The 23,552-nt window shown below is 44.0% G+C and carries 19 protein-coding genes and 1 pseudogene; 5 read left to right on the top strand and 15 right to left on the bottom strand.

Features of this window, described 5'->3' with window-relative positions; genetic code table 11:
- Positions 1–99: 99 nt before the first annotated feature.
- The 5 genes and pseudogenes from PSE7429_RS07160 to PSE7429_RS07140 all read right to left on the bottom strand — a co-directional run.
- Positions 100–582 (bottom strand): annotated as a pseudogene (locus PSE7429_RS07160) (transposase); the annotation flags it as partial.
- Positions 583–829: 247 nt separating this feature from the next.
- Entirely contained in the window at positions 830–2,479 is a 1,650-nt protein-coding gene (locus PSE7429_RS26850; protein ID WP_009626444.1) for a transglutaminase domain-containing protein, read from the bottom strand.
- Positions 2,476–2,799 carry a hypothetical protein gene (locus PSE7429_RS07150; RefSeq protein WP_009626443.1) on the bottom strand — a complete coding sequence of 108 codons (324 nt, stop codon included), beginning with the start codon at positions 2,797–2,799 and terminating at the stop codon, positions 2,476–2,478. Before PSE7429_RS07150 ends, PSE7429_RS26850 begins: the two co-directional genes overlap by 4 nt.
- Before the next feature lie 123 nt (positions 2,800–2,922).
- Positions 2,923–4,515 carry an IS1634 family transposase gene (locus PSE7429_RS07145; protein WP_009626442.1) on the bottom strand — a complete coding sequence of 531 codons (1,593 nt, stop codon included), beginning with the start codon at positions 4,513–4,515 and terminating at the stop codon, positions 2,923–2,925.
- Between the two features lie 186 nt (positions 4,516–4,701).
- Complete coding sequence (locus PSE7429_RS07140) at positions 4,702–6,033, bottom strand: MFS transporter (protein ID WP_009626440.1); 1,332 nt, start codon at positions 6,031–6,033, stop codon at positions 4,702–4,704.
- A gap of 776 nt (positions 6,034–6,809) precedes the next feature.
- Between PSE7429_RS07140 and PSE7429_RS07135 the strand changes: the two genes are divergently transcribed.
- The gene (locus tag PSE7429_RS07135) at positions 6,810–7,205 is read left to right on the top strand and encodes a CsbD family protein (protein WP_009626439.1); all 396 of its coding nucleotides are present in this window, start codon (positions 6,810–6,812) and stop codon (positions 7,203–7,205) included.
- Positions 7,206–7,351: 146 nt separating this feature from the next.
- On the opposite strand, the gene PSE7429_RS07130 is transcribed toward PSE7429_RS07135, so the two are convergent.
- From PSE7429_RS07130 to aroF, 8 genes are all read right to left on the bottom strand, one after another.
- Positions 7,352–8,737 (bottom strand): hypothetical protein, encoded by a 1,386-nt coding sequence (locus PSE7429_RS07130; RefSeq protein WP_009626438.1) that lies wholly within the window; start codon positions 8,735–8,737, stop codon positions 7,352–7,354.
- 86 nt (positions 8,738–8,823) lie between these two features.
- Positions 8,824–9,630, bottom strand: coding sequence for an FHA domain-containing protein (locus PSE7429_RS07125; RefSeq protein ID WP_009626437.1), 807 nt, complete (start codon positions 9,628–9,630; stop codon positions 8,824–8,826).
- Between the two features lie 55 nt (positions 9,631–9,685).
- The gene (locus PSE7429_RS07120) at positions 9,686–10,969 is read right to left on the bottom strand and encodes a vWA domain-containing protein (protein ID WP_009626436.1); all 1,284 of its coding nucleotides are present in this window, start codon (positions 10,967–10,969) and stop codon (positions 9,686–9,688) included.
- 24 nt (positions 10,970–10,993) lie between these two features.
- The gene (locus tag PSE7429_RS07115; protein WP_009626435.1) at positions 10,994–11,965 is read right to left on the bottom strand and encodes a PP2C family serine/threonine-protein phosphatase; all 972 of its coding nucleotides are present in this window, start codon (positions 11,963–11,965) and stop codon (positions 10,994–10,996) included.
- A gap of 167 nt (positions 11,966–12,132) precedes the next feature.
- The gene (locus PSE7429_RS07110; RefSeq protein ID WP_009626434.1) at positions 12,133–13,074 is read right to left on the bottom strand and encodes an aldo/keto reductase; all 942 of its coding nucleotides are present in this window, start codon (positions 13,072–13,074) and stop codon (positions 12,133–12,135) included.
- 254 nt (positions 13,075–13,328) lie between these two features.
- Positions 13,329–13,958 (bottom strand): class I SAM-dependent methyltransferase, encoded by a 630-nt coding sequence (locus tag PSE7429_RS07105; RefSeq protein WP_009626433.1) that lies wholly within the window; start codon positions 13,956–13,958, stop codon positions 13,329–13,331.
- A 173-nt stretch (positions 13,959–14,131) separates the two neighbouring features.
- Positions 14,132–14,599: an acyl-CoA thioesterase gene (locus PSE7429_RS07100; protein ID WP_009626432.1), complete on the bottom strand. Its 468-nt coding sequence runs from the start codon at positions 14,597–14,599 to the stop codon at positions 14,132–14,134.
- Between the two features lie 59 nt (positions 14,600–14,658).
- Positions 14,659–15,693, bottom strand: a complete 1,035-nt coding sequence (gene aroF / locus PSE7429_RS07095; protein ID WP_009626431.1) for a 3-deoxy-7-phosphoheptulonate synthase — start codon at positions 15,691–15,693, stop codon at positions 14,659–14,661.
- A 751-nt stretch (positions 15,694–16,444) separates the two neighbouring features.
- Between aroF and PSE7429_RS07090 the strand changes: the two genes are divergently transcribed.
- Positions 16,445–16,747 (top strand): 2Fe-2S iron-sulfur cluster-binding protein, encoded by a 303-nt coding sequence (locus PSE7429_RS07090; protein ID WP_009626430.1) that lies wholly within the window; start codon positions 16,445–16,447, stop codon positions 16,745–16,747.
- Between the two features lie 395 nt (positions 16,748–17,142).
- Positions 17,143–18,852 carry a murein biosynthesis integral membrane protein MurJ gene (gene murJ, locus PSE7429_RS07085; protein ID WP_009626429.1) on the top strand — a complete coding sequence of 570 codons (1,710 nt, stop codon included), beginning with the start codon at positions 17,143–17,145 and terminating at the stop codon, positions 18,850–18,852.
- Positions 18,853–18,951: 99 nt separating this feature from the next.
- Here murJ and PSE7429_RS07080 read toward each other — a convergent pair whose 3' ends face one another.
- Positions 18,952–19,263: a P-II family nitrogen regulator gene (locus tag PSE7429_RS07080; protein WP_009626427.1), complete on the bottom strand. Its 312-nt coding sequence runs from the start codon at positions 19,261–19,263 to the stop codon at positions 18,952–18,954.
- A gap of 87 nt (positions 19,264–19,350) precedes the next feature.
- Complete coding sequence (locus PSE7429_RS07075; protein WP_009626426.1) at positions 19,351–20,343, bottom strand: sodium-dependent bicarbonate transport family permease; 993 nt, start codon at positions 20,341–20,343, stop codon at positions 19,351–19,353.
- A 502-nt stretch (positions 20,344–20,845) separates the two neighbouring features.
- Here PSE7429_RS07075 and PSE7429_RS07070 point away from each other — a divergent pair.
- Both PSE7429_RS07070 and PSE7429_RS07065 read left to right on the top strand, forming a co-directional pair.
- Positions 20,846–21,463 (top strand): CPP1-like family protein, encoded by a 618-nt coding sequence (locus PSE7429_RS07070; protein ID WP_009626425.1) that lies wholly within the window; start codon positions 20,846–20,848, stop codon positions 21,461–21,463.
- Between the two features lie 179 nt (positions 21,464–21,642).
- Positions 21,643–23,346, top strand: a complete 1,704-nt coding sequence (locus tag PSE7429_RS07065; protein WP_009626424.1) for an NAD+ synthase — start codon at positions 21,643–21,645, stop codon at positions 23,344–23,346.
- Positions 23,347–23,552 lie beyond the last annotated feature (206 nt).

Genomic DNA, 23,552 nt, shown 5'->3' with positions numbered 1-23,552 from the left:
CCTCGTTTCCCATTTTTACGAATATGTGTTGAACCACACTTTGGACATTTCATTGTTTTTCATTGCTAAAACTCGTTATCTTTTATTTACTCATTCATCTCTCATTTGTGCAACGCCTTGGGCTGCTGTCTCAAAACTACTGATCCGCTCGTGACATAACGGAATTGCCCAACTCCCTTCCATCTCTGGCACCCACCCCAAGGTACTGTAGTCATGTCCTAACACGATCGGTTTGTTGCCTTCAACCAAATTCGGTTGATGTACAAAGCTCCTGTCTTTTAACGTTTTGGCGTGCGGTCTTCCCCATCCTGTATGGTCTCCTGCTAGCAAGGGGCGAATGTCTTTGGGTATTTGTTCCACACACAGCCGTCTGAGCCTTCCTCGTCTTGGTCGACTGTCTTTTAGTGACTCATATAGGCTTGACCATTTTCGCCGATACACCGCAGATAACGATAATTCCGCGAATGACTTTACGCTTGGACTGGTTAATACTGCATCCATCAGGTCAAATATTGCATCCCGTCCGTTTCCTAAAAATCTATATACCTGTTGACGAAATTCTTGTAGTTTGTCAATAATCATGACTGTAGATGTCCTTTTCTTTTTCATCTACTTTAGGCAGTTTGTATCTCTTTTACTCTGCCTTTTTTACCTTTCTTAGTCTAAACTCCAGACTTTGAAACACCACCGTATTACTTCTGAGTGAAATTAGTTGATAGAATCTGTCAATCAGGAAGTCTAGAAATTGTCGAAAACGCGATCGCCTTTTCATGATGGGTTTCCACTAGAACAAATTGTGATTGGGAATTGCGATCGCTACTCCTAACTTCTAAGTTTTATTGAACTCTAACTTCCCGACATAATTGAAATTGCCTCTATTTTCAGTTGAAGAGAATAAACTCACCTCATAGCTTCCAGAACTAGGAAGCGGACAAGAAATTTGGCTATCCTGAATAGGTTGACCGCAGTTCTGCGAACCACTGCTACCTTTAGGTCTGTAACTAGCCAAGATCCATCGCTTCTGAGGGTTAGCTAGGCTAATAACTGCATCACTATTAGTATCCACTTGCGATCGCTGTGGGCTAATCAATGACAAACCATCAGCAAAAAACTTAGGGCGCATCATCGGCTGACGTAGAAACTCACCTTGGTTGATTGGATTAGCGCGTAATTGCCATGCTGGATCTTTGGGAAAATGGGTAATGCCAATTACTTCTGGTGGTGGCATTAGGTATTCAGTGCGATAGTTTTTGGTAAAGCCTTTTTCTCGACTGACATAGCCACTATCCCAAGTTGGATCGATTAAGTACCATTGACCATTAACCTTAACCCCATTCCACGCATGACCTTGACCGCTTAACTCACTGACCTGAAAGCGAGATTTACCCGTCACATAGACAATCTCTACTCCCGCAGCTTTACCTAGTGCTTCTAGTAATTTGGCATAGCCCGCACAAACTGATTTACGAGTGCGAAACACTGTCTCGGCATCTTGCGGTGGATATACACCAGCAAAGTATGACTCGGCATCATAGGCAACGCGATCGGCAACATAGTCATGTAAGGCTTTTACGCGCAAAACTGGATCGATTTCTTTGCTGACAATATACTGAGCAACGGATTCAATGCTTGTCTCAACATTGGCTGGCATATTAGCGATCGCAGGGTGTAACCCTTGCCCATCCCATGCCCATTCATTTTTGATTAGCTTCGTGGCAATTTGTTGAGAATTGTCTTTGACAGGTTGGGTCTTATTGGCTATTGGCTGGGAATTGTTGTTATTTGGTTGTTGTGGTTTATTAGCTATTGGTTGAGAATTGTTGTTATTTGGTTGTGGTTTACTGGTAACTGGTTGAGGCTTATCAGTAGATGGCTTAACTTGGTCAGTGGTAGGTTGAGATTTGTCGTTAGTGAGGTTTCTATTGACTGGTTTAGGTAATTCTTCAAAAGGATTTCGGGCTACACGATCTGTTTGTGGTTCTGGCTTGATCTTGTTACTGCCATCGTCATACTTCTCAAAAGGATTTTTGTTAAAGGCGTTATAAAGACCCTCCAATCCCCCTGCGATTTTGAATAGGCTTTGTCGTGTGACTTCTACTGCGTCTCCCTTCATGCCCTCTAGCATCCAGTCCCCTCTTGTAGAGAGGGCTATGAAGCTATTACTCGGTTGCCATGCTAACAATGCAACGATCGCCACTAAGTTAATTACCAAAGTTCGTATAGTTAAGCGATCGCCCCAAGTTAATGTCTGTTCCCCTGACTTACCCAATTTGCGCCGCTTGTAGCTTGACCATAGTTCCCACAATAAAGGCAAGACTGGAAAAAGAAATACCCCTGCGATGACCGATAGCAAAGTGGAACGATTAGAGAATGCTGCAAGGGAAGATGCAATCCATACCCCTAGAACGGGTGTCAGAAAGATACAGGCATAGATTCCCAGTTTTAAGATTGTCCCAATCAACTTTAATAACAGTTTCATTTCTCCTCCAAACACTCTGCGATCGCATTCAACTCAGCGATCGCACGCACTAAGCGATCGCGCAAAGCATCGTCAAGCTTGGGATTTTGCAAAGCAACCTCTTGGATGGCGGCTAACCATTGGGCGATCGGAACATGGCTAACGGCGGCGCGTAGTCTCATATTTGTTAATACTGCAAGGTGAAAGCCTGTCATGTCTTGACCTCCATAGTTATAGAAGCCATCCCATAGCTCTAGTCTTTGGGGTGTGTATTCGTCGTATTGCTCGAAGGTGATGCCAGTTGGCTCTAGTTGGGGTTGGGGGAAGGGTGGTTGGGGCATAGTAGTTTTACTTATCATGAGTTGGATTTAAGGATTTAAGGCAACATTCGTCTCAAAAGTAGTCTCTATAAGAGAAATTTGGATTAGATCCCACATTCCGCTCGTAATGGAAGAAAAAAACAATTACGAAACAGGCACAGGGAGTAGATAGTAGCGTTGGCAGGCAGGAGAAAAGAAATTCAAAATATGAAGGCGAAGAGGAGACAAATTAGCAACTTGAGTCAGATTTTGAAAAGAAATTAAATGAACCGCCATAAAACATTGAAAGACCCAACGCAAAGTTGGAGAATTAGTGGGTTTACCCAATTGATTGGGAATAGTATCTTGAGCGATAGCCAAAGCAAGTCTGAGTTGACGTTGGGCTAAATTATAAACGAGCAAGCAAAGCACCATAATCATGCCCAAAGCCTCAATACGTTTAGCAGACTTGAGAAAAACACTCGAAGTAAAAAACAAAGGATCTTTGAGGAAACGAAAACCACGCTCAGTAGCCTGCTGAGCCTTGTATTCCCGTAAAGCATCATCAGCCGTGAATTGTAAGGAATCAAGAATATTCGTGGCTAAAATAAACCTGCCACAGCGCTGTCTCTGAGCCAAGATTTCTGAGTCTAAAGGAATCACCGTCGCGTTAACCCGATAACTAATGCTGGTGGGAATAGCATCAGGTTGTGGCTTACCCCGTTTCGCATAATGTGTTTTTTCTACTGTCTGAATATTTGAGAGCTGATGCCATTTCATCTTGGTTGATAATTTTTCAGCAGCAGCGATCGCGTCGGCAGCACAAGCAAAATCTTGTCTCGCTAGAATTTGTAAATCTTGATGACAGTTTTGCTGGACTTGCTCAAGCTTTTTGTCTAGCTTTTTGATGTCTGATTTACGCCTTGCTTGGCTATCAACTAAAATCCATCGTTGTCTTACCCCACCATATTCACTCACAGTTTCGGCAGTACTGTAACCCTTAAATTTACTTTCTTGTAAGTTAGTTGTGGTTGACACTAAGTCACTGGCGTTTTTGATGCTTAATGGCACTCTGGTTAGCCATTTTAGTCCTGTCATTGCTACCAGATTTTCTTCACTGTATAGCGCTGCATCGCCTACGCATATTCCCTCAAATGTCCACTGCTCCTTAAATTCTTGTAATAGTCCTGAAAATCTTGCTTTGTCGGCTTGATTTCCACTTACCACTTCCATCATCACGGGGATGTCTCCATCTCCTACACAGATCAGGTTCATCATAAATTGCTTCAGGTCGGGGCGATGGTCGCGTGAATATCCATGGGTGATTTCGATACTCCCTTCTTCCTCTCTGCCATATTCCCCATCTACGTGAAATGAGGTGGAGTCTATATGTCCTGTTTCTACCTTGATTTCATATTTTGCTACTGCTTTCAGGCTGATTCCTAAAAATGTCTTACTCAGTCCTGCTTCATGTAAGTCATCTAGTACTTGTCCGATGCGGTCATCGTTGATTTGCTCGGCTGTTATTCCTTCCCCCAATAAGTGCTCGGTTGCTTTTCCTTCAAAAAATTTACTAAACATATACAGGGGTGCTGATACAAATCCTAGTCCATTCAGTAGCATGGCTTTGACGATTACCCCTGCGCTTACTTTTTCTCTTGAGCTTCTCCCGATTATCGTGTTTATTTCTTCCACGATTCCCATCTCGTCGATGATTCCTGCCACGATCCCTAGATGGTCTAGGTTCGATACTTTCATCTCTGTATTAATATCTGAATCCTCTTTTTGCTTTTTGGTAATTATTTTACCCTTCCATTACGAGCGGAATGTGGGTTATAGCTATAGTCAGTAATGTTAGGACAAACATCAAACCCAATAGAGAGTTGCGGCGCTTCGCGCCGCAACTCTCTATTGGGTTTGATGTCCTGACTGAAGTGAATATAGCTATAAATTCTCATGGACAAATAGTAAGGGAATAATCGCAAATAAACGAAGAATTGCGGAAAGTACAAACACTCCGAAAATTCCTTCATAATGGGCATATTGGGCTAGAGCCCCTCCTACAGTTGTACCTAATGCGCTGCTCACACCTGCGATCGCTGAGGCGATCGCAAAAAAAGTGGCGTGATGTTCCATCGGGGCAATACCAATCTGAATATTATTACTCCCTAAATCAATTGCTGCCCAAGTTCCCCCTAAAAAAAGATGGAAGAGGATCAAATATAACCACAATTGGGCTTGTACTTGGGCTAGGCTCGTTATCAGCCAAAATAGAGGCGTAATTGCGATCGCTATACCCATAAATATTAATAAAGGACGATTACCAAAGCGATCGCTTAATCTTCCCCATACCAATAGCATCAGCATATTTGCACCACTCGATAGACTGCTGAATAATGTTACCCAAGTGATATCGACCCCCAGATTCTCTAGCATATAGAGATTAAAAAAGGGCGCACTGAGATTTACCGCAAATCCCCAAAAAGCAACGTAGATTAGAAAAAAGATTAGATTGCGATCGTGAAATGGAGCGATGAGATTTTTAAATAGATTCGTTTGAGGATATTCCTGTTCTCTTTCCTGTTTAGTTTGATATTCGACTTGACAAGCAGTTCGATATTTTTGAGGATTGATATCGATCATAAATTGTTGACAGGTTAAACTCGCCACACCTGCTAAAATTCCTCCACTCAGTACCAGTCCATATCCTGTTACACTTCCACCCTGCCAATTAGCGATTATAAAACTGGCGATCGGTAAACAAAGCAAGCCCGTAACATTACTCACAATGCTACGCACACTGTAGTATCGACCGCGTAGTTTCGCAGGGACTAAGGCTGCGAGCCAACTCATCCAAGAAGCACTACCTAGAGCCGCTAAGATATTGGAAGTAAAGACCAAAGTTAATGTTAAATAAACTAGTTCGTTAGAAAGATTGGCATTTGAACCTTTCAGAACAATGCCAATAATTAGCACCAGCCAAAGAAGTCGAGATGGTAAAAATGTCCAGAGCCCATAGTTATGACGACTATGAGAGCGATTAGATAATAAAGCTCCTAAAGGCTGTAACAAATTCGCTAGCATTGGCAAAGAAACTGCCATTCCAATCTCAAAAGGACTTGCACCAAGATCTATCAAAAAGCTACTGAGGAGAACGCCACTTGTGATATTGCTAAAAACCGTTGATAAACTCCCATCAATACTTGATGCTTGAAGGCTAGTACGGATAGATACTTTTAGTTCTCGATCTTCTTCAGCATATGTTTTGACGATCAAAATAAACCTAAATGTTGATAAATTGTGTATTCTCAAAAAAGAGATAAGTAAAGAGATAAGTTATGTTTGGCAACATCAGCTAATCGGCAAAGGGCTTATGAAGCAAACCTCAAAATGCTCTGGTTAGAAATAAAGCTTACTAATTCATTTATTAATTCCTTTCCTAATTCAAGAATAAGGTAAGTAGCTAAGAGTAAACTTAAAACCTAGAAGAGCATACCGCCCGCGTAGCGGGCGGTATGCTCTGTGGTTTTGGTTTTTAATTATGCGGAACTACTTATAGCGGTTTCTATTAAGCAAAGAATAATTTTTAAAGGATAGCATAGTCAAGAGATTTTCTTGGTCTATGATTTATACCAATTTCCAAAATGGCAACGCCATTTTGGAAATTTCAAAACCTTACTGGGTTTGTTTTTTAATTCACAAAAGTGTTGTCACACTTTTGTGAATTGGTATTAGAGAATTCTCTGATAGCTTGATTGTTAAGTCATTTATTTCTCCCTTCGTCTAGGATTACTGTCCTATTTTTTAAAATTACGATTTGTATTGTACTCAATCAACTTAATCAATTCATCCAAGAAGTTGAGCATCTATTTGCCATAGTAAGCACAGAAGTTCAGAGTTTCGGACTCAATTCTGACGCATATTCCTCAACCTTAATCAGGAGAATACAGCATTAGCTTTGGAGTCATATAGATAATTTATAACTCACCTTTATCATAGCGACTCTGGAATTTATCAAATTTACTTTTTGCAATTAATTTGGAAACAAAAATATGGGTTTACTTAAACAAGTTCGTAGTCTTTTTGTCAGCATTAGTTTAGCTGTATTTATTTCAGGAATTATGGTTTTGGGTACTGGCTCTGGTTTGGCTGCAATTGCATTCGCTCCTATCGTCAGCCAAACACGATACATTGCAACTACTAGTCAAGATAATTCGGTCAAAAATATTGAGGGCAAAGCTCAAGAAGCTCTTGGTAAACTGACAGGCAACCAAAAAACTGAATTTGCTGGAAAAGAGAAGCAGTTTAAAGCCAAAACCTTGGAAGGGATAAATAACAGCCTCGTCAATCCTAACTATAAACCCAGTGGCGAAAGCGATCTAACAGAAAATCTTGCCCGTCAAACAACAGAAGATGTAGAAAATCAAATTCGCGGCACGTTTAAATAAGTAGTTGGGCATAATTAAAACGCAAGAGATGAGTGGCGGTGCGCCACTCATCTCTTGCGTTTTGATTTGTCTTAGCTATTTCTTACGTTGCTATAGGACAAATTTGACTGTGCTAAGCAGCAGAAAGAGCTTCGCGATCTTAGATCTTAAATAGAATATTCTTTGACACGGGGCAAGATACCCAATAGGGTTAGCAAGGCGATCGCACTCAGCGCAATTGGCGTTATGACTTCAAAGGCTTCTAGATCTTTAAAACCCCGATCAACGGCGCGATCAAATTCCTGCTGGTTAATGGCGATCGCTTGGTCGAGGGCATTATCAAAGCGATCGAACGCCCAATTAGATTGCCCTTCCCCATTCCCAATGCAAAGGGCAACAGCCGCATCACGATTACCCGCTTGCTGAAGTTGGCGAATTTGGCGATCAATTTCTAAATACTTCCCTAAAGCCTCTAAGGTGGCGATCGTTGCTTCCTTCTCTCCCTTAAAGGTAATGTTATTGAGCGCCTCAGCAAATAACCCGTTAAATCCAGCATTATTACTGCTGCTTAAGTTAGTTATGACCTTATTGAAGGTATCGACCTTGGGCGGTATATCAGCTAGCTTTGTCACTTTGCTAAAAAAACCTTGTTCGTGCTTTGCTGCCATAGCTGTATCTAAAAGATACCGACTTTCATCGCCATTAGCGCTATAGGCTAAGGCACGAATTTGCCAAAGTGCATGAATGGACGTAAATGCATCCTCTTTGGCAAGCTTGAGTTGACTAGAAGCCGAAAATAGCGCGTTAAAGGTGTATCCCATAAAGAGAATGGCGATCGCCGTTGCCGCTAGGAGCATCGGGTTGAGAAGTCGCCGCATTCTTTTATTGAGGAAGATCTGCAAAACAACTAGGAGCACGAGTAAGCCCAGCCCAACGATCGCTACAAAAAACAAATTCTTGCCCATATTAAATTTTTGTTCAAGATATACGCGATCGAGGGCAGAGCGATTGGTTTGATCCAAAGCATCCGCAGCAGGTAACAGGGTGTTATCAACAATATCTATCCCAGCTCGAAACGGCTCTAGGATAGCTATATTATTTTTTTGTTTTTGATAAATCCGCGCTTCATGGATTTTCAGTCGATAGTCGCCTAATGCAACAAATAAGGTGCGAATGGGATTTCGCTCAGCATCACCATAGGTAATATTTTCGGCGGCGGCTAGGGTTGCTTCGACAACTTCTTTACGGCGATTATCATAGGCTTTTTCGGCAGTAGGATTTTTACCAGCTTCCACTAGCAATTTATTGGCAGCATTGGCATCAAGATCGGCAATTCCCGATTTAATATGTTGAGCGGCGATAATGCTTGGAGCTGTGTCTTTACCAATAGTTTTAAGGGCATAGCGCTGCCCTTGGACTGCGGCAATGGTGGTGATGAGCAGCAGGGCACAGGTTCCCCAAGTTAGGTATAAACCACCCTTAAGCATCTGTGGCGTATTGAGCCGAGGAGTCGGGGCGATCGCTTTGTGAGGCTTGGCAGTGAGATTGCTCATGGGAACGAACCTAATTTACAGATAGAACGCAGATAGAACACAGATAGAACGCAGATAGAACGCAGATAGAAATATAGAAAAACGACCTAGATCGGGTTAGGAATGGCTTTAACTTCAATACTTGACCAATGACCGAGGGCAATGCGATCGCCATTTTTAAGGGGAATATCAACCAAGGATTTGATCTCGATACCGTTCAACAATGTGCCGTTAGAAGAGCCAATGTCGCGGAGCACATACGATCCATCGTCTCGACGATTAACGAGAGCATGGCGAGAAGAAACGGCATCATCGTAATCTAAAGGAACTTCGGGATGAATGGCGCGTAATTCGCTAGTGCGACCGATCAGATTGCTGGGCTTTTCTAAGCGAAACGTCACTGGGGCTAGATCGCGGGGCGGTGGTGGGCTATCGGGACTAGCTAAGGCAGGATCGATCGACACAACCAATTCCCAGCTAAAGTGCTCTTGTTTAAAAGCGGGAATCACTGGAAGGCTCGGAAGATCGTTAGTTACCGCAAGTTCAACGACATTGGCGATCGCGCCCTGATTGACAGTATCGCTCGCAGCATCTTGGGAAGAAGTACCTTGGGAAGAAGTACCTTGGGAAGAAGTATTTTGGGAAGATATGGAAGCAGAGGATAATGGAGTTGCTATCGGGATTGGTACTTCACCGTGACCGCCAGTTACAAAATTGTAGCCGCAGATCTCGCAGAAGTTTCCGCTACCAACTTCATGGGGAGCAGTACAATCGGGACAGATTTGGCTCGACCTCGGTGGACTGGCTATTCCTGCGATCGCTACAGCATTATTCCCCGCAATCTTAACGCCACATTCCGAGCAATAGTCCGACTCAACCGATGCGTGACCTTTAGAACAAGTGTAAATTGACATAAACAATTAACGACCATAACGACCATAACGAACAGTAACGGCAAGACGATGCAAATTAGCGATCTTTCGGAATACGGGTAGTTTTAGTAGAACGAGTTTCTAACGCCATCGCATCTTCTTTGGCAATATCGCGTTTGAGTTTGACCGTACCCGAAGGAGCGTCTTCAATATCAACAACGGTTCGGAGTAGTTTTGCCGTGGCTTCATTGCCAGAGTTATGGGCAAGTTTTACTGCTTTGCCAAGTTTCACCGTCGCTACCTCGACATCGCCTCTAGCGCGAGCTTCTAAGCCTTCCTGAATTGATTGGGCTAGCTCCGCTTGTCCAGTATAGTGAGCGACTCGGCGATCGATTTTGGTCGATTTGGCATCGTCATCTGTCCAGATGGCAAGGATACGCGCCTCGGCAACTTTATTCTCTACGCCATCGACAGTACAAATCAGACTCGCACGACCTGCCAGCATCTCATCGCCCACATTGCCCGCATTGACCTCTATGCAAAAGTGATAGTCGCGAGATTCGGCTTTACCCCACGCGCCCGTGGGATATTCGACAACCTGAGGTTTGACTACTTTAGCGCGATCGCTAAGTTCGTTAATTTCAGGGCTGACTTGCTTGCAGAATAGGATTCTCGCTCCCTGTGGAGTCCAAATCCGCATCGCAACATCGCTAATACTCTTGCTCATTGCCTTATTGAGAATGTTGCGGAAGTCAGCTTCGATCGCATCGGGATGGGGAATAATGTCCGTTGTTCCTAAAAGCTTGCTAGCAATTTCTTGCAGTTGCGCCACTTTCCAATCAGTACCGACTCCACGGCAATCACACTGGAAGATCCCTTCACAGGCAAGTAGCACATTTTTTAAAGGTCGCTCATCAATTTTGTCATTTTGTCCGTCGGTGAGTAACAAGGCTTGACGTACGGCCTTGGGCATTTTTTGGAACTGCTCTAAAGCTTTGTTCAACCATGTGGAGATCGCCGTCGTGCCGCCAGGTTCTATATTTTTAATTGCTACGATCGCTCTCTGCTTGTTTTCTGGTGTGGCTTGTAGCAGAGGAATGGTTAATTGCGCTTGCTCGAAACCTGTGACGAGGAAAAAGTAGACATGCTCTGGCAATAGGTTAACCAACTGCGTCATAGCACTTCTGGCGGCATGAATTTTGCTACCAGACATGGAGCCAGATATATCACAAATAATGCCAAACAGTTTCTCGTGGTTAGCTGTATTGGTGGGTATTGCGACATTCTCAAGCCCCTCTGCTGTCACCGTCATGATGGCATGAACCTCTCTTGCCCCTTGAGGCAAAAACTGATTCTGAAAAACTTCGGCTTTAAACTGCATAGAGTTAGAAGATCCTGTTTCAACTTAAGTAAAGTATAGAACCGCAACTGTGATGTTATCGTGTCCGCCTTGTGATCTCGCAAAATCCACCAAATAACGACTAATTATCGCTGCTTCATTGGAGGGGGACTGTTGCATCAACGCAAAGATTTGTGAAGCTTCGGGGACATAGTTCCACAAGCCATCGGTACATAATAAAAGGTATCCCTCACTCGGAATTGGGAAATTCAGGATCGAAGGCTTGGCATTGTCGCTAACATCTGCTCCGAGCCAACTGGTAATGGCATGAGCGTGGGGAGATTGTAGCGCTTGCACCTCTGACATTTTCCCCGATGCAACCACATCATTCAGCCATGAGTCATCCACGGTAAGTTGCCGAGACGCATCGGCAGCAATCCAATAGGCTCGGCTATCGCCCAGCCAGCCGATCGTCGCTTCGCGCTCCTGCACGATCGCCGCCACGATTGTTGTCGATGGGGGATCGACATTAGCCCCAGCCTTGTAGGGAATAGTGGATACGGCTTTTAAGGCTGCTGCGATCGCCTGTTGCATTACCTCTTCGTTGTTTTTACCCTGACCGTCACTCCGAGTGAGGCGATCGCCAAGAAACTCACAGGTAGTTTGCGCCACGGTTTGCGACGCAAGTTCGGGGGTTTGGGAGCTAGACACACCATCGCAGACAACCAGAATTTGTGTGGATGGACTTTCGATCGTTTCTAGAGCCAAAAAGTCTTCATTGCGATGATGCTTAAGTCCGCGATCGCATACTCCCGCGAGATAGGGCGATCTCTCTACTGCAAAACGATCTTGCGCCGCATCACGATTCCGAAAACCGCAGCTAACACAATATCCATCGCCATCTATGTCGGTTGCTCCGCATTTACCACAAACCTTTGTCCCACTCATCGGCTGAGCATCTGCGACGAGGGGCGTTCCGCATTCCTCACAAAAGCGATCGGTTGGAAGAATCACAACTAGACATTGGGGACAATTCATATTTCTCGCTCTCAAAAATTATGCTGCTAATTAGCTACTCCCTTCCCAGTGAATGCTTAGACTTTGCGGCACTTCGCGCCGCAAAGTCTAAGCAGCAAACTTAGATGAGCGTATCGCCCGCGTAGCGGGCGGTACGCTCTCTGGTTTTGTTTTTTAATTATGCCAAACTACTTAATGCTCTTTTGACGGAGCAATTCCACTTCTTCGGGTGTTAGCGACCAACCTAACGCGCCAGCATTCTGTCTCGCTTGTAAGGCATTTTTTGCTCCAGGGATGGGGATAACATTTCCCTGCGCGATGAGCCAATTCAAAGAAATTTGCGCGGGAGTTTTATCATACTTCTCCGACAAATCCTTTAAAGTCGAAAATAATGGCTCAAGCTGTTGTAAAGCGCTAGAACTAAATCGTGAATCAAACCGCCGCGCACCTTGTAAATGCTTAACAGTTTCCGCATTATACTTGCCAGTTAGCAGTCCTTGAGCGAGGGGGCTATAGGCAAGAATAGTCACTCCCAACTGTTTTGCCTTTTGGAGAACTCCATTTTGTTCGATTTGTCTGGTTAAAAGAGAATAGGGAACTTGGTTGACCGCCAAGGGAATTCCCCGTTCCGCAAGGTAATCATGGGCAATGGTCATCTGTGCTGCGGAGTAATTACTCACCCCAACAGATTGAATGCGTCCATTTTTGACTTCCTGCGCCAATACATCCATAAAGTCTCTAGTTTTAAGTACAAATTCTAGGGGCCAATGAATTTGATAAAGACTAATTTGTGATGTTTGCAAACGTTCGAGACTGGCTGTTAGTGCGTTAGCGATCGATTTGCGCCGCCAACGCCAAGGCAAAGGGAAATATTTGGTAGCAATTTGGATAGTTGCCGAAGTTTGCTGCCTAAACTTACCGATCAAACGTTCTGATTCGCCAAGCCCATACACTTCAGCCGTATCAAAGAAGGTAACGCCCGCATCAATAGAAGCTTGGAATGCTTCCGCTACATCCTGAGACCCAAAATCTTTGCCGTAAGCCCAAAACAGAGTATCTCCCCATGCCCATGTACCTACGCCTATTGCAGTTACTATTGGACCATTGCCGCCGAGTGTAATAGTTTGCATATATTCTTGGTCGATCTTTGCTCGCTCATTATAACTAATACCAATTCCCAAAATGGCAACGCCATTTTGGGAATCTCAAAACCTTACTGGGTTTGGTGTTTAATTCACTGAAGTGTTGGCTCGCTTTCGTGAGTTGGTAAGTAGCTAGGCGCAATTAAATATAAAGCCCCAAGAACTGTAGCGCACGCTGCGCGTGCGCTACAGTTCTTGATTCTGGGTTTTAATTATGCCCAACTTATAACACGACCGAAAGCTTAACTTTGTTTAGTTGCCCTTAAAACCTGTAAGCTTCCCCCCGCATAGAGTCGGCTAGATGTCACTTGAAATCCTGATTGGCTTAAAAGTTGGTGGAGGTCGGTTTGGAGCAATTGCCATGCAGTTTCTGTCTCAAACAACCAGAGAAAAGTGGCAATCGGTAACCAGAAAAGAGGGTTAGTCGGACGATGGAAATCAATAATGATAAATTGACCTTCGGGAAGCAAAATCCGATGGACTTCTTGAATGATTTGTCGTAACTGTTCTGATTCCATCTCATGCATCGCTGTATTCGTAACCACCAGATCGAAAGCGTGATCACTAAAGGGCATTTTTTCGGCAAAGGCTTCTACATACTGAGCTTGGGGCACATTTCGTTTGGCGCGTTGGATCGCGATCGGGGAGGCATCTAACCCCGTCACATGGTGAAAATGCTTGACCATTTCATGGGTTGCTTGCCCTGCTCCGCAACAAAGATCGAGAACTTTTGCTTTGGGGTTAATTGGCAAATCCTCTAAAAACAAGCGGTGAAAGCGTTTTTCCCCACCCACAGCGATCGCTGCCAAAGCAGAAACCATGTCATAAAACCATTGATAGCGATAACTCCAGTCCCGAAATATTGTAGTCATTGATTAATTGCCATTGCTGATGTAAGTAGCTAAGGTAAACTTAAAATCTAGAAGAGCGTACCGCCCGCTACGCGGGCGGTACGCTCTCTGGTTTTGGTTTTTAATTATGTTGAAATACTTATAACGTTTTTCATGTTGCCGTAGGCAACATGAAAAACGCAAATTCTGCTTAGTTACTTACTCTGTTCTCTCGAACCGCATGAGTCAATCCAACTTAAAAGTTCATGGGATAGGTCGCACCTTTTTCTAGTAGTTGGATTAATGCAGACATGTTTAGTTAAGGCTTTAGCGATCGCTTTTTTCTCTAGTCCTTCTCCATTAAAACCTTCATCAAACAATACTTCATCGGACAATAATTGATATTCAATTTGGAAGGATGCAGGGCTCAATAAAATTGGCGTAAGCTCTATGGTAATGCGATCGCCACAAAACATAGGTTTAAAAAAATCAATGCTGGCATGGGTAACGGGAACGGCGATCTCCTTGCCACCAAAAAAGGCTCTGAGATTAATTCCTGACATTACCAAAGAAGCCTCATAAGCCTCATGGCAGAGCGATAAGCCATTGGCAAAATAAACGACTCCTGCCGCATCTGTGTCTTGAAAATGAATTGAGCGATCGTAAGTAAATGGTTTATGCATAGTCCTAACGAGAGATGGGTTGAAGCAAAAGTTGAAGCAAAAAGTGCTTCAACCCATCTCTATACTCGCTCCATCACTTGAGCCATCCGATTGATTTTGACCATCAGCTTGTCGAAGTCATCGAAAGTAAGCGACTGGGGACCATCAGACAAAGCTTTCTTAGGATTGGGATGTACTTCAATCATCAGCGAATCGACACCTGCGGCGATCGCCGCCAAGCTCATCGATGGCACGTAGTCCGACCAGCCCGTACCATGACTGGGATCGATCATAATCGGTAGGTGGGTTAACTTACGCAATACGGGAATTGCGGCTAAGTCTAGAGTATTGCGGGTATATTCGCGATCAAAAGTACGAATACCGCGTTCGCAAAGAATCACTTGAGGATTGCCCTCAGCAAGAATATACTCTGCGGCCATCAGCCAATCGTCGATCGTTGCAGCTAGTCCTCGCTTTAGCAAAATTGGCTTATTCTGTTTGCCCACCTGCTTGAGCAAGGAGAAATTCTGCATATTTCTCGCGCCAATTTGCAGTACATCGGCAACTTCGGCAATCCGATCAATGTCCGCCGTATCCATTACTTCCGTAATGATTCCCAAACCACTCGCTTCCCTTGCTGCGGCTAATAGAGATAGAGCACTTTCTCCATGCCCTTGAAAGGCGTAGGGTGAGGTGCGGGGTTTATAGGCTCCACCTCTAAGGAACTGCGCACCTGATGCCTTCACCCGCATTGCAGTTTCCACAATCATCTCTTCATTCTCAACCGAACAGGGACCCGCCACTACGACTAAGGGAGAGTTTTCGCCGATCGCAATATCACCGTTGGGGGTAGACACGGTAACAACGCTAGATTCATTCTGACGATATTCACGACTAGCCCGTTTAAAAGGACGCTCCACCCGCAAGACGGTCTCAATGGCAGGGCTTAATTCTTCAATACGATGGAGATCAAGGTTTGCTGTCTCACCAACCAGTCCCAACACGACCTTATGCTTCCCCACAATTTTTTCGGGAGATAATCCCCAGCTAGATAGTTCATCGCATATCCGCTCAATTTCTGTTGCAGATGTACCGATCTTGGTTACTACGATCACGGCTAGTCTCCTGCTATTTTCCTTGAATGTTATAGCTATAGCCACTTAAGTCAGGACATCAAACCCAATAGAGAGTTGCGGCGCTTCGCGCCGCAACTCTCTATTGGGTTTGATGTTTGTCCTAACATTACTGACTATATCTATAATTCACGAAAGTGTGACAACACTTTTGTGAATTGGTATAACGTCAGTTCGGTTTAAGCTGGCAAATTCTCAAATCCCAAAAGTAAAAGCCTTGCTAAGCAAGGCTTTTACTTTTGGGATTTGAGAAAGGGTTGGCGTAGCAAACCCTTTCTCAAATCCCGTTTCAAATTATCTCGAACTCACATTTTTTGATGGTTGTTTTTATGACTGTTTTTATGGCTAGGAAGTAGTACTCATTGATTGAATTTTCATATCAAAAAATTGGCTATGATTATGTCTGTCGATAAGATTAGAAAAACTTATTAAATAAATCAAACTATAAACGAAAACTCATCATTTTTGTGGGACATCAAAACGCCTTAAAGCCTCTTTTTGAATAGGTTTTAGCTATTTTTGCCTACTTAAAACCGACCGATAACTATCACCTATAACTAATGGCAGAAATAAAAAGCTAGTTGTTCGCTGGGATGCCAAGAGCGATATGATGCGTCTTAATGCCCTTGTGGGTGATTGAAATAAATGTCAGTTGGTTAGTACCCTCTTCTTGGAGCTAATTCAACACAGCATTTATTATTGTCTGCAATCTTTAAGAGGTTTATTACACAATATGGCTGCTATATACAAAGTAAGACTAATTAACGAAGCCGACGGTCTTGATAAGACTATCGAGGTTCCTGCTGATGAGTACATCCTTGATGTTGCTGAAGCTCAAGGTATCGATTTGCCTTACTCCTGTCGCGCTGGTGCTTGCTCTTCCTGTGCTGGCAAGATCATTAAGGGTGACATCGACCAAGGCGATCAGTCCTTCTTGGATGATGAGCAAATCGAAGCTGGTTATGCTCTCCTTTGCGTAACCTACGCTCAGTCTGATTGTGAAATCTTGACCCATCAAGAAGAAGCTCTCTACTAATCGCTTCTTTTCTTAAATATTTTAAAAGCTCCGATCTCTGAACGTAATTAGTTTGGCGATCGGAGTTTTTTGATATTTTTTGATATATAGCTGCCGCCAGTTTTGTTAGGACAAAATCAAAAAAACAAAGAGGGTTGCCGCGCAGAGCGCGGCAACCCTCTTTTGGGATACAAGTTGGCGATAGCTATTGTCACTTGCCTTAGGGAAAATCAAAACCCATAAGACTAATGGTGACGCTTCGCGTCACCATTAGTCTTATGGGTTTTGATCCCGACAAGACTGGCGACAGCTAGATATATCCTCACTAAATGAAAAGCACTATCCTAAAATTGGGATAAGGTTGTGATTTGGTGTTACATTTTTCAGAGTCTAAACTGTAAGGGGCAGCACAAATTTTGTCTGGTAACGAAGAAGATATCGTCACTGAAACTCAACCACTACAATCAACTAAGCGATCGCTCCTCAATATCGCCACGATTGTAGCAGTTGCTACGTTATTGAGCAAAATATTTGGATTACTGCGTCAAGTAGCGATCGCCGCAGCCTTTGGCAATGGTACAGCCTATGGCGCATATAACTTTGCCTATGTGATTCCAGGGTTCTTGTTGATCCTATTGGGGGGGATTAATGGTCCTTTCCATAGCGCGATCGTCAGTGTTTTAGCAAAACGCGATCGTCGTGAAGTTGCCACCATCATCGACAGCATCACCACTATCGTTACAGGAATTTTATTGTTGGTGAGCATCGCCCTTATCATTTTTGCAGAACCATTGATGCACCTAGTTGCCCCCGGACTCTTCATACCCGAAGCCAATTTACTGGCTAAAGGGATCGCTCCTGAAATCATTCAAAATCTGAAGATCACCAAAGATATTGCCATTCAGCAGTTTCAGATCATGGCTCCAATGGCAGTCCTCGCTGGATTGGTGGGGATCGGCTTTGGAGCCTTAAATGCTGCCGACGCTTACTGGCTACCCTCCGTCAGTCCCATCTTTTCTAGCTTGACCGTATTGATTGGTATCGGTGGTTTGTTTTGGACTTTGGGTAGCAAGATCCTCTTGCCAGAAAATGCCATGCTGGGCGGAGCAGTCCTAGCTTGGTCAACCCTTGCTGGCGCAGTTTTGCAATGGTTGGTGCAATTGCCCGTACAGCTTAAATCTGGTATGGGTGGCTTCAAACTGCGATTTGACTTCCAGAGCCCTGAAGTTAAAGAAGTAATGAAAATCATGCTTCCTGCCACCTTTTCATCGGGAATGCTGCAAATTAATGTGTGGACGGATTTATTCTTCGCTTCATTCATTTCTAATGCGGCGGCGGCCGTGTCAGCAATGGGCTATGCAGGTTTACTCGTCCAAACGCCCCTAGGGATTTTGTCGAATGTGATCCTTGTCCCTCTGTTTCCTGTGTTGTCGAAACTGACTGATCCCGAAAACTGGGATGAACTTAAGCATCGGATTCGCCAAGGATTAATGCTCACGGCATTAACCATGCTGCCCCTTAGTGCCTTGATGGTAGCCTTGGCTTTCCCTATTACACAGGTAGTATACGAGCGCTACGCTTTCACCACTGAAGATGCAGAGTTGACGGGGGCGGTCTTAATGGCTTATTCCGTTGGTATGTTTGTTTATTTAGGGCGCGATGTCTTAGTGCGAGTCTTTTATGCGCTCGGAGATGGAGATACCCCTTTTAAGATCAGCATCGCCAATATTTTTTTAAATGGACTATTTGATTACTTCCTAGTTCAACAATTTGGTGCGCCTGGGATCGTGCTGGCGACGGTTTCGGTGAATGTGCTGTCGATGCTCACCATGATGTATTGTCTGGATCGCCGTCTTAATGGAATGCCCTTAAAAAGTTGGAGCATGACGATCTTTGGGCTAGTGATCGCCAGTGCGATCGCAGGGGGAGCGAGCTGGGGAGTCTATCATTTGCTCAGTCAGGGATTTGCTAGCATGAATGCCATAGCAAAGTTTAGCGCTGAATTGGGAGGACTCGCGATCGCTAGTGTAGTTGGCTTAACGATCTTTGGCGCGATCGCTATGCAAATGAAAATTCCTGAGATTGCATTGCTGAGTGCACAGATCAAGCGGCGCTTTTCTCGGTAATTTTTCTCGGTAATTTTTCTCGGTAATTTTTCCCAAAGAAACCCAAAGAAAAAAGTCTACACTCATTACACAGCTATAGCCTTTGGGGTGATGCGGGTATTAGGAGCTAATACTTTGTACCGCATGAATTGCCATTGCATCAGATATATAGCAAACTCCACCAAACTTCTTGGTAACTGGCTTGAGTTTTTCAACCAGCGACTTGGTCTTTTCCTCTAAAAAGAAAGCAATTACATAATCATTTTCCAACATACTCATATCAAGATCACCAGAATTAGTACCCCGTACGCCCTTACCAATGACATTGCGGATTACTGTGTAGTTCAAAACCCCGACACTTTCTAAAACCTTGATGATTTTGTGAGATTCGACCGAATCAGATACGATTTCGATTCTTTTTACCGCTTGCATGATTTTTATCTCTAATAATCTAATAAATTGATGTTAAAAATTCTATAAATCAAACCCTAGGCAGCGTCTCCCGCTGCCTAATGTCGTCTAAGTTGTTGCCCAAAACAAATTAATTACGTACATATATAAGGGAATGCCGACAATAATATTGAAGGGAAAGGTCACCGCTAGAGCGGTGGAGACATAGAGGCTAGGATTTGCTTCGGGCACTGTTAACCGCATCGCCGCAGGTACGGCAATATAAGAAGCACTGGCACATAACACCGCAAATAACAAGGCATCTCCCTGCGACATGGAGATTAACTTCGCGATCGCAATACCTACGCCCGAATTGAGGATCGGCATTAAAATCGCAAATGCAATTAGGAAAATGCCTGTTTTTTGCAAATCCTTAATTCGCTTGGCTGCAACTAAGCCCATATCCATCAAAAAGAAAGTCAGTACGCCATAAAACATGTCTTGGGTAAAGGGCGATAGTACGTGCCAGCCTCTTTCTCCAGTTAGGCAACCAATAATCAGACTCCCAACGAGCAAAAATACCGAGCTATTGAGAAAAGCTTCCCGCAATACCTCTTCCCAAGCAAATTCGCGATTTTCACCTTTTTCCGCTTTCTCAGCAGCCGTAAAAAGGCTGACGAGGATTAGCCCCACAATAATGGCAGGCGACTCCATCAGGGCAAGTGCTGCCACCATGTAACCGTCAAAAGCGATCCCCAATTGGCTCAAAAATGAACTTGCCGTGATAAAGGTAACCGCACTAATCGAGCCATAGGTTGCGGCGATCGCTGCTGCATTGTAAGAATCAAGCTTGATTTTGAGGATAAAAAATGAATAGACAGGAACGACACAAGCCATCAGGATCGCTGCTGCCATCGTCAAAATTACTTCTTGACTGATGCCACTTTTGACTAGTTCGACTCCCCCCTTAAATCCGATCGCCAACAACAAATACAGCGAGAATAATTTGGGAATAGGTGGTGGTATTTCCAAATCCGACTTGATCAGTACCGCGATCATACCCAGAAAAAAGAACAGGATCGGCGGGTTAAGAACGTTAGAAACGATTAGGTCTAAATCCATTTGGACAGATCCATTAAAAATAAAATGATTTGTTAAAGCAATTCGTACATGATGACAGTCTACCGAATTGTATAGCGATCGGCTGTTATGTCTTCTTATATATTTAGGTTTCTCTATTCAATCTATTCAAATCTACGCAGGATTTGTTGTGAGAGGCTTCGAGTTCGCTCAGCCATCGTATCCCGATGGCTGAGCGAACTCGAAGCCCTATTTTTTAATATATCTGCCGCTAGTCAACCTCAAAGGAGGGTTAACCCTCCGTTTATGCCCTGATACAGTTGACGGCAGCTATAAATGATTGAAAAATAATTGAGGACTGCTATATCAAATCAAGACATTAAACCAAGACATCAATAAGACATCTAAAAGTTTAGACAAGTATTTTAAAGCAGACGCTATACTATGGTTAAACATTACGCTGCATAATATTTTCTGATTCGGTTGCTTAGCTACTTTTTCAGCGAATATCTAGCGAACATTACAAACATTCATAGTTGGAAAAATGAGCGAACCAACTCCCTACGAAAAACTAGGAGTCAACGACGAAGCCTCCTTTGAAGAAGTGCGTGATGCACGCGATCGCCTATTGCGCGAACATGAGGGGGATGAGTCTCAACAAGAAGCGATCGAATTAGCCTACGATGCCATCCTCATGGATCGTTTGCGTGCGCGCAAAGAAGGCAAAATTGCTGTACCCGATCGCATTCGCTATCCCGAACGTCTCTCCACTGCGATACCTGCGGCTCTGCAAAACAATGCTCAACGTCGCGCCCCATCTTGGTTGTCAAAGCTGCTAGATACGCCTAAACAGAAAGATATTTATATTTCGTTGGGAGTTTTTGCTGGATTGGGTGCAGTGAGCTTTTTTGTATCTGCTGCCACCACATGGTTATCCTTCGGATTAATTGCCAGTGTGTACTTATTAACCCGCAAAGAAAACCGATTTGGACGGGCGTTATTAATCTCCCTATCAGGAATTACTATCGGGGTATTGTTAGCAGCTTTAACCAATCAAGTCTTAGTCCTATCCCGTTTAGTTGGTGATGGATTTTTCCCTAGCTCGATCCAGATGGTCATCATCCTATTGGTGATGTGGCTTCACGCTTGTTTCTTGAAGTGAGGCTAATAGCTATTGGCTTTTAGCTATTGGCTATTAGCCAATAGCTACTACCTATAATTTTTGGTAAGCTCACGTATATCACATATATTTTAAAAGCCTTGCAATGCAAGGCTTTTAAAATATATACAAGCCAATAGCTAATAGCTAAAAGCTAACCATCTCAAAAATCTCAAATAACTATGTCTTCTGCAATTTTTGGAATCGCGCAACTTAATCCTATAATCGGCGATCTAGTCGGGAACTGCGATCGCTTATTGATCGCTGTCCAGAAATTAGCAGCCCAAGGGGTGCAGCTCGTACTAACACCTGAATTGTCGATCTGTGGTTATCCTCCTCGCGATCTGCTGATGAATCATCAGTTTGTACGCGATCTAGAAATGGCGATCGCAGATCTAGCTAGTAAACTTCCCCATGATGTCGCGGTACTCGTGGGAACTGTTTCCAGCAATCCCGATGCCGATCTTGCAGGGGGCAAACCTTTATTTAATAGTGCAGCCCTGTTACAGGGGGGGCAAGTTCGGCAAACTTTTCACAAGCGGTTGTTGCCAACCTATGACGTATTCGATGAAGATCGTTATTTTGCCGTGGGGACTGGGAGTCAAGTTTTTACGCTCCATTGTCAAGGAGGGCGATCGCTAAGGGTTGGGGTCACCATTTGCGAAGATATTTGGAACGATGCAAAGTTTTGGGATAAGCGCAACTATATCGACGATCCTGTTGCCGAACTAGCGCAGAAGGAAGTCGATTTGCTGCTCAATTTATCGGCTTCCCCCTACGCGATCGGCAAACAGAAGTTGCGCGAAGCGATGCTCAGCCATAGTGCGATCGTCCACAACTTGCCATTAATTTATGCTAATCAGGTGGGGGCAAATGACGATCTGATCTTTGATGGGCGGAGCATGGCATTTAATTGCCAAGGACAAATAATTGCTCGCGCTAAGGCTTTTGAAGAGGATTTGCTAATCGTGAATCTCGAAGAAGGTTCGGATACTTCTTCTTCTATCTATGAAAGTGACGATGCCGAGATCTTTGCTGCCTTGGTGTTGGGAGTTCGCGATTATGTGCAGAAATGTCGTTTCAGTCAAGTAGTAATTGGGCTGAGTGGCGGTATTGATTCGGCGTTAGTTGCGGCGATCGCTACCGAAGCGATCGGCAAAGAGAATGTGCTGGGCGTACTCATGCCTTCTCCCTATAGTTCCGAGCATTCCATTACGGATGCGATCGCCTTGGCGCATAATTTGGGAATTTCGACACAAACGATTCCAATTCAGCCCATGATGGAGTCCTTCGAGCAAAGTTTGTCAGCATTATTTGCAGATCGGGCGAGTGATGTAACGGAAGAGAATTTGCAATCTCGGATACGCGGTAGTTTGCTCATGGCGATATCCAATAAATTTGGACATTTATTGCTCTCAACGGGTAACAAATCGGAAGTGTCGGTGGGCTACTGTACTCTCTACGGAGATATGAATGGAGGACTGGCGGCGATCGCTGATGTGCCCAAAACGCGGGTATTTTCGCTTTGTAATTGGCTCAATCTCACCAATTCGCCTCTAGCGATTAAAGAGGGAAAAGCAGAAGTTATTCCCGTAAATATTATTACTAAGCCTCCTAGCGCTGAACTCAAGCCCGATCAATTCGATCACGATTCCCTTCCTGCCTACGATGTTCTCGATGACATTTTACACAAGCTCATCAGCCAACATCTTTCTGCATCTGAAATTGTCACTTCGGGGCACGATCGCGCGATCGTTGATCGCGTAATTCGTTTAGTAAAAATCGCTGAATTCAAACGTCGCCAAGCTGCTCCTGGGCTCAAAATAAGCGATCGCGCCTTTGGCTCTGGCTGGAGAATGCCGATCGCCAGTCAACTTACACCATAAACTTTATTCCATTTTATTCCATCAACATCGCCCTATCAAAGTATCAACAACAACCTCGATTTTAATCGCATCATCACTAATATTTCCAATCTCAATTTAAGCGATCGCCGCTTATCAATAGTGTTATTAAAAAAATATATAGCTATATTCGCTTAAGTCAGGACATCAAACTCAATAGAGAGTTGCGGCGCTTCGCGCCGCAACTC

The sequence above is a fragment of the Pseudanabaena biceps PCC 7429 genome (genome assembly GCF_000332215.1).
GTDB lineage: Bacteria > Cyanobacteriota > Cyanobacteriia > Pseudanabaenales > Pseudanabaenaceae > Pseudanabaena > Pseudanabaena biceps.
Note: the sequence above shows the minus strand (reverse complement) of the source record. Positions and strands in the feature narration are given on the sequence as shown.

What these genes read in the sequence shown, in the direction of transcription:
- PSE7429_RS26850 (WP_009626444.1), bottom strand. Translation starts at nt 2,479, where the DNA reads ATGAAACTGTTATTAAAGTTGATTGGGACAATCTTAAAACTGGGAATC.
- PSE7429_RS07150 (WP_009626443.1), bottom strand. Translation starts at nt 2,799, where the DNA reads ATGCCCCAACCACCCTTCCCCCAACCCCAACTAGAGCCAACTGGCATC.
- PSE7429_RS07145 (WP_009626442.1), bottom strand. Translation starts at nt 4,515, where the DNA reads ATGAAAGTATCGAACCTAGACCATCTAGGGATCGTGGCAGGAATCATC.
- PSE7429_RS07135 (WP_009626439.1), top strand. Translation starts at nt 6,810, where the DNA reads ATGGGTTTACTTAAACAAGTTCGTAGTCTTTTTGTCAGCATTAGTTTA.
- PSE7429_RS07130 (WP_009626438.1), bottom strand. Translation starts at nt 8,737, where the DNA reads ATGAGCAATCTCACTGCCAAGCCTCACAAAGCGATCGCCCCGACTCCT.
- PSE7429_RS07125 (WP_009626437.1), bottom strand. Translation starts at nt 9,630, where the DNA reads ATGTCAATTTACACTTGTTCTAAAGGTCACGCATCGGTTGAGTCGGAC.
- PSE7429_RS07120 (WP_009626436.1), bottom strand. Translation starts at nt 10,969, where the DNA reads ATGCAGTTTAAAGCCGAAGTTTTTCAGAATCAGTTTTTGCCTCAAGGG.
- PSE7429_RS07115 (WP_009626435.1), bottom strand. Translation starts at nt 11,965, where the DNA reads ATGAATTGTCCCCAATGTCTAGTTGTGATTCTTCCAACCGATCGCTTT.
- PSE7429_RS07110 (WP_009626434.1), bottom strand. Translation starts at nt 13,074, where the DNA reads ATGCAAACTATTACACTCGGCGGCAATGGTCCAATAGTAACTGCAATA.
- PSE7429_RS07105 (WP_009626433.1), bottom strand. Translation starts at nt 13,958, where the DNA reads ATGACTACAATATTTCGGGACTGGAGTTATCGCTATCAATGGTTTTAT.
- PSE7429_RS07100 (WP_009626432.1), bottom strand. Translation starts at nt 14,599, where the DNA reads ATGCATAAACCATTTACTTACGATCGCTCAATTCATTTTCAAGACACA.
- PSE7429_RS07090 (WP_009626430.1), top strand. Translation starts at nt 16,445, where the DNA reads ATGGCTGCTATATACAAAGTAAGACTAATTAACGAAGCCGACGGTCTT.
- PSE7429_RS07080 (WP_009626427.1), bottom strand. Translation starts at nt 19,263, where the DNA reads ATGCAAGCGGTAAAAAGAATCGAAATCGTATCTGATTCGGTCGAATCT.
- PSE7429_RS07075 (WP_009626426.1), bottom strand. Translation starts at nt 20,343, where the DNA reads ATGGATTTAGACCTAATCGTTTCTAACGTTCTTAACCCGCCGATCCTG.
- PSE7429_RS07070 (WP_009626425.1), top strand. Translation starts at nt 20,846, where the DNA reads ATGAGCGAACCAACTCCCTACGAAAAACTAGGAGTCAACGACGAAGCC.
- PSE7429_RS07065 (WP_009626424.1), top strand. Translation starts at nt 21,643, where the DNA reads ATGTCTTCTGCAATTTTTGGAATCGCGCAACTTAATCCTATAATCGGC.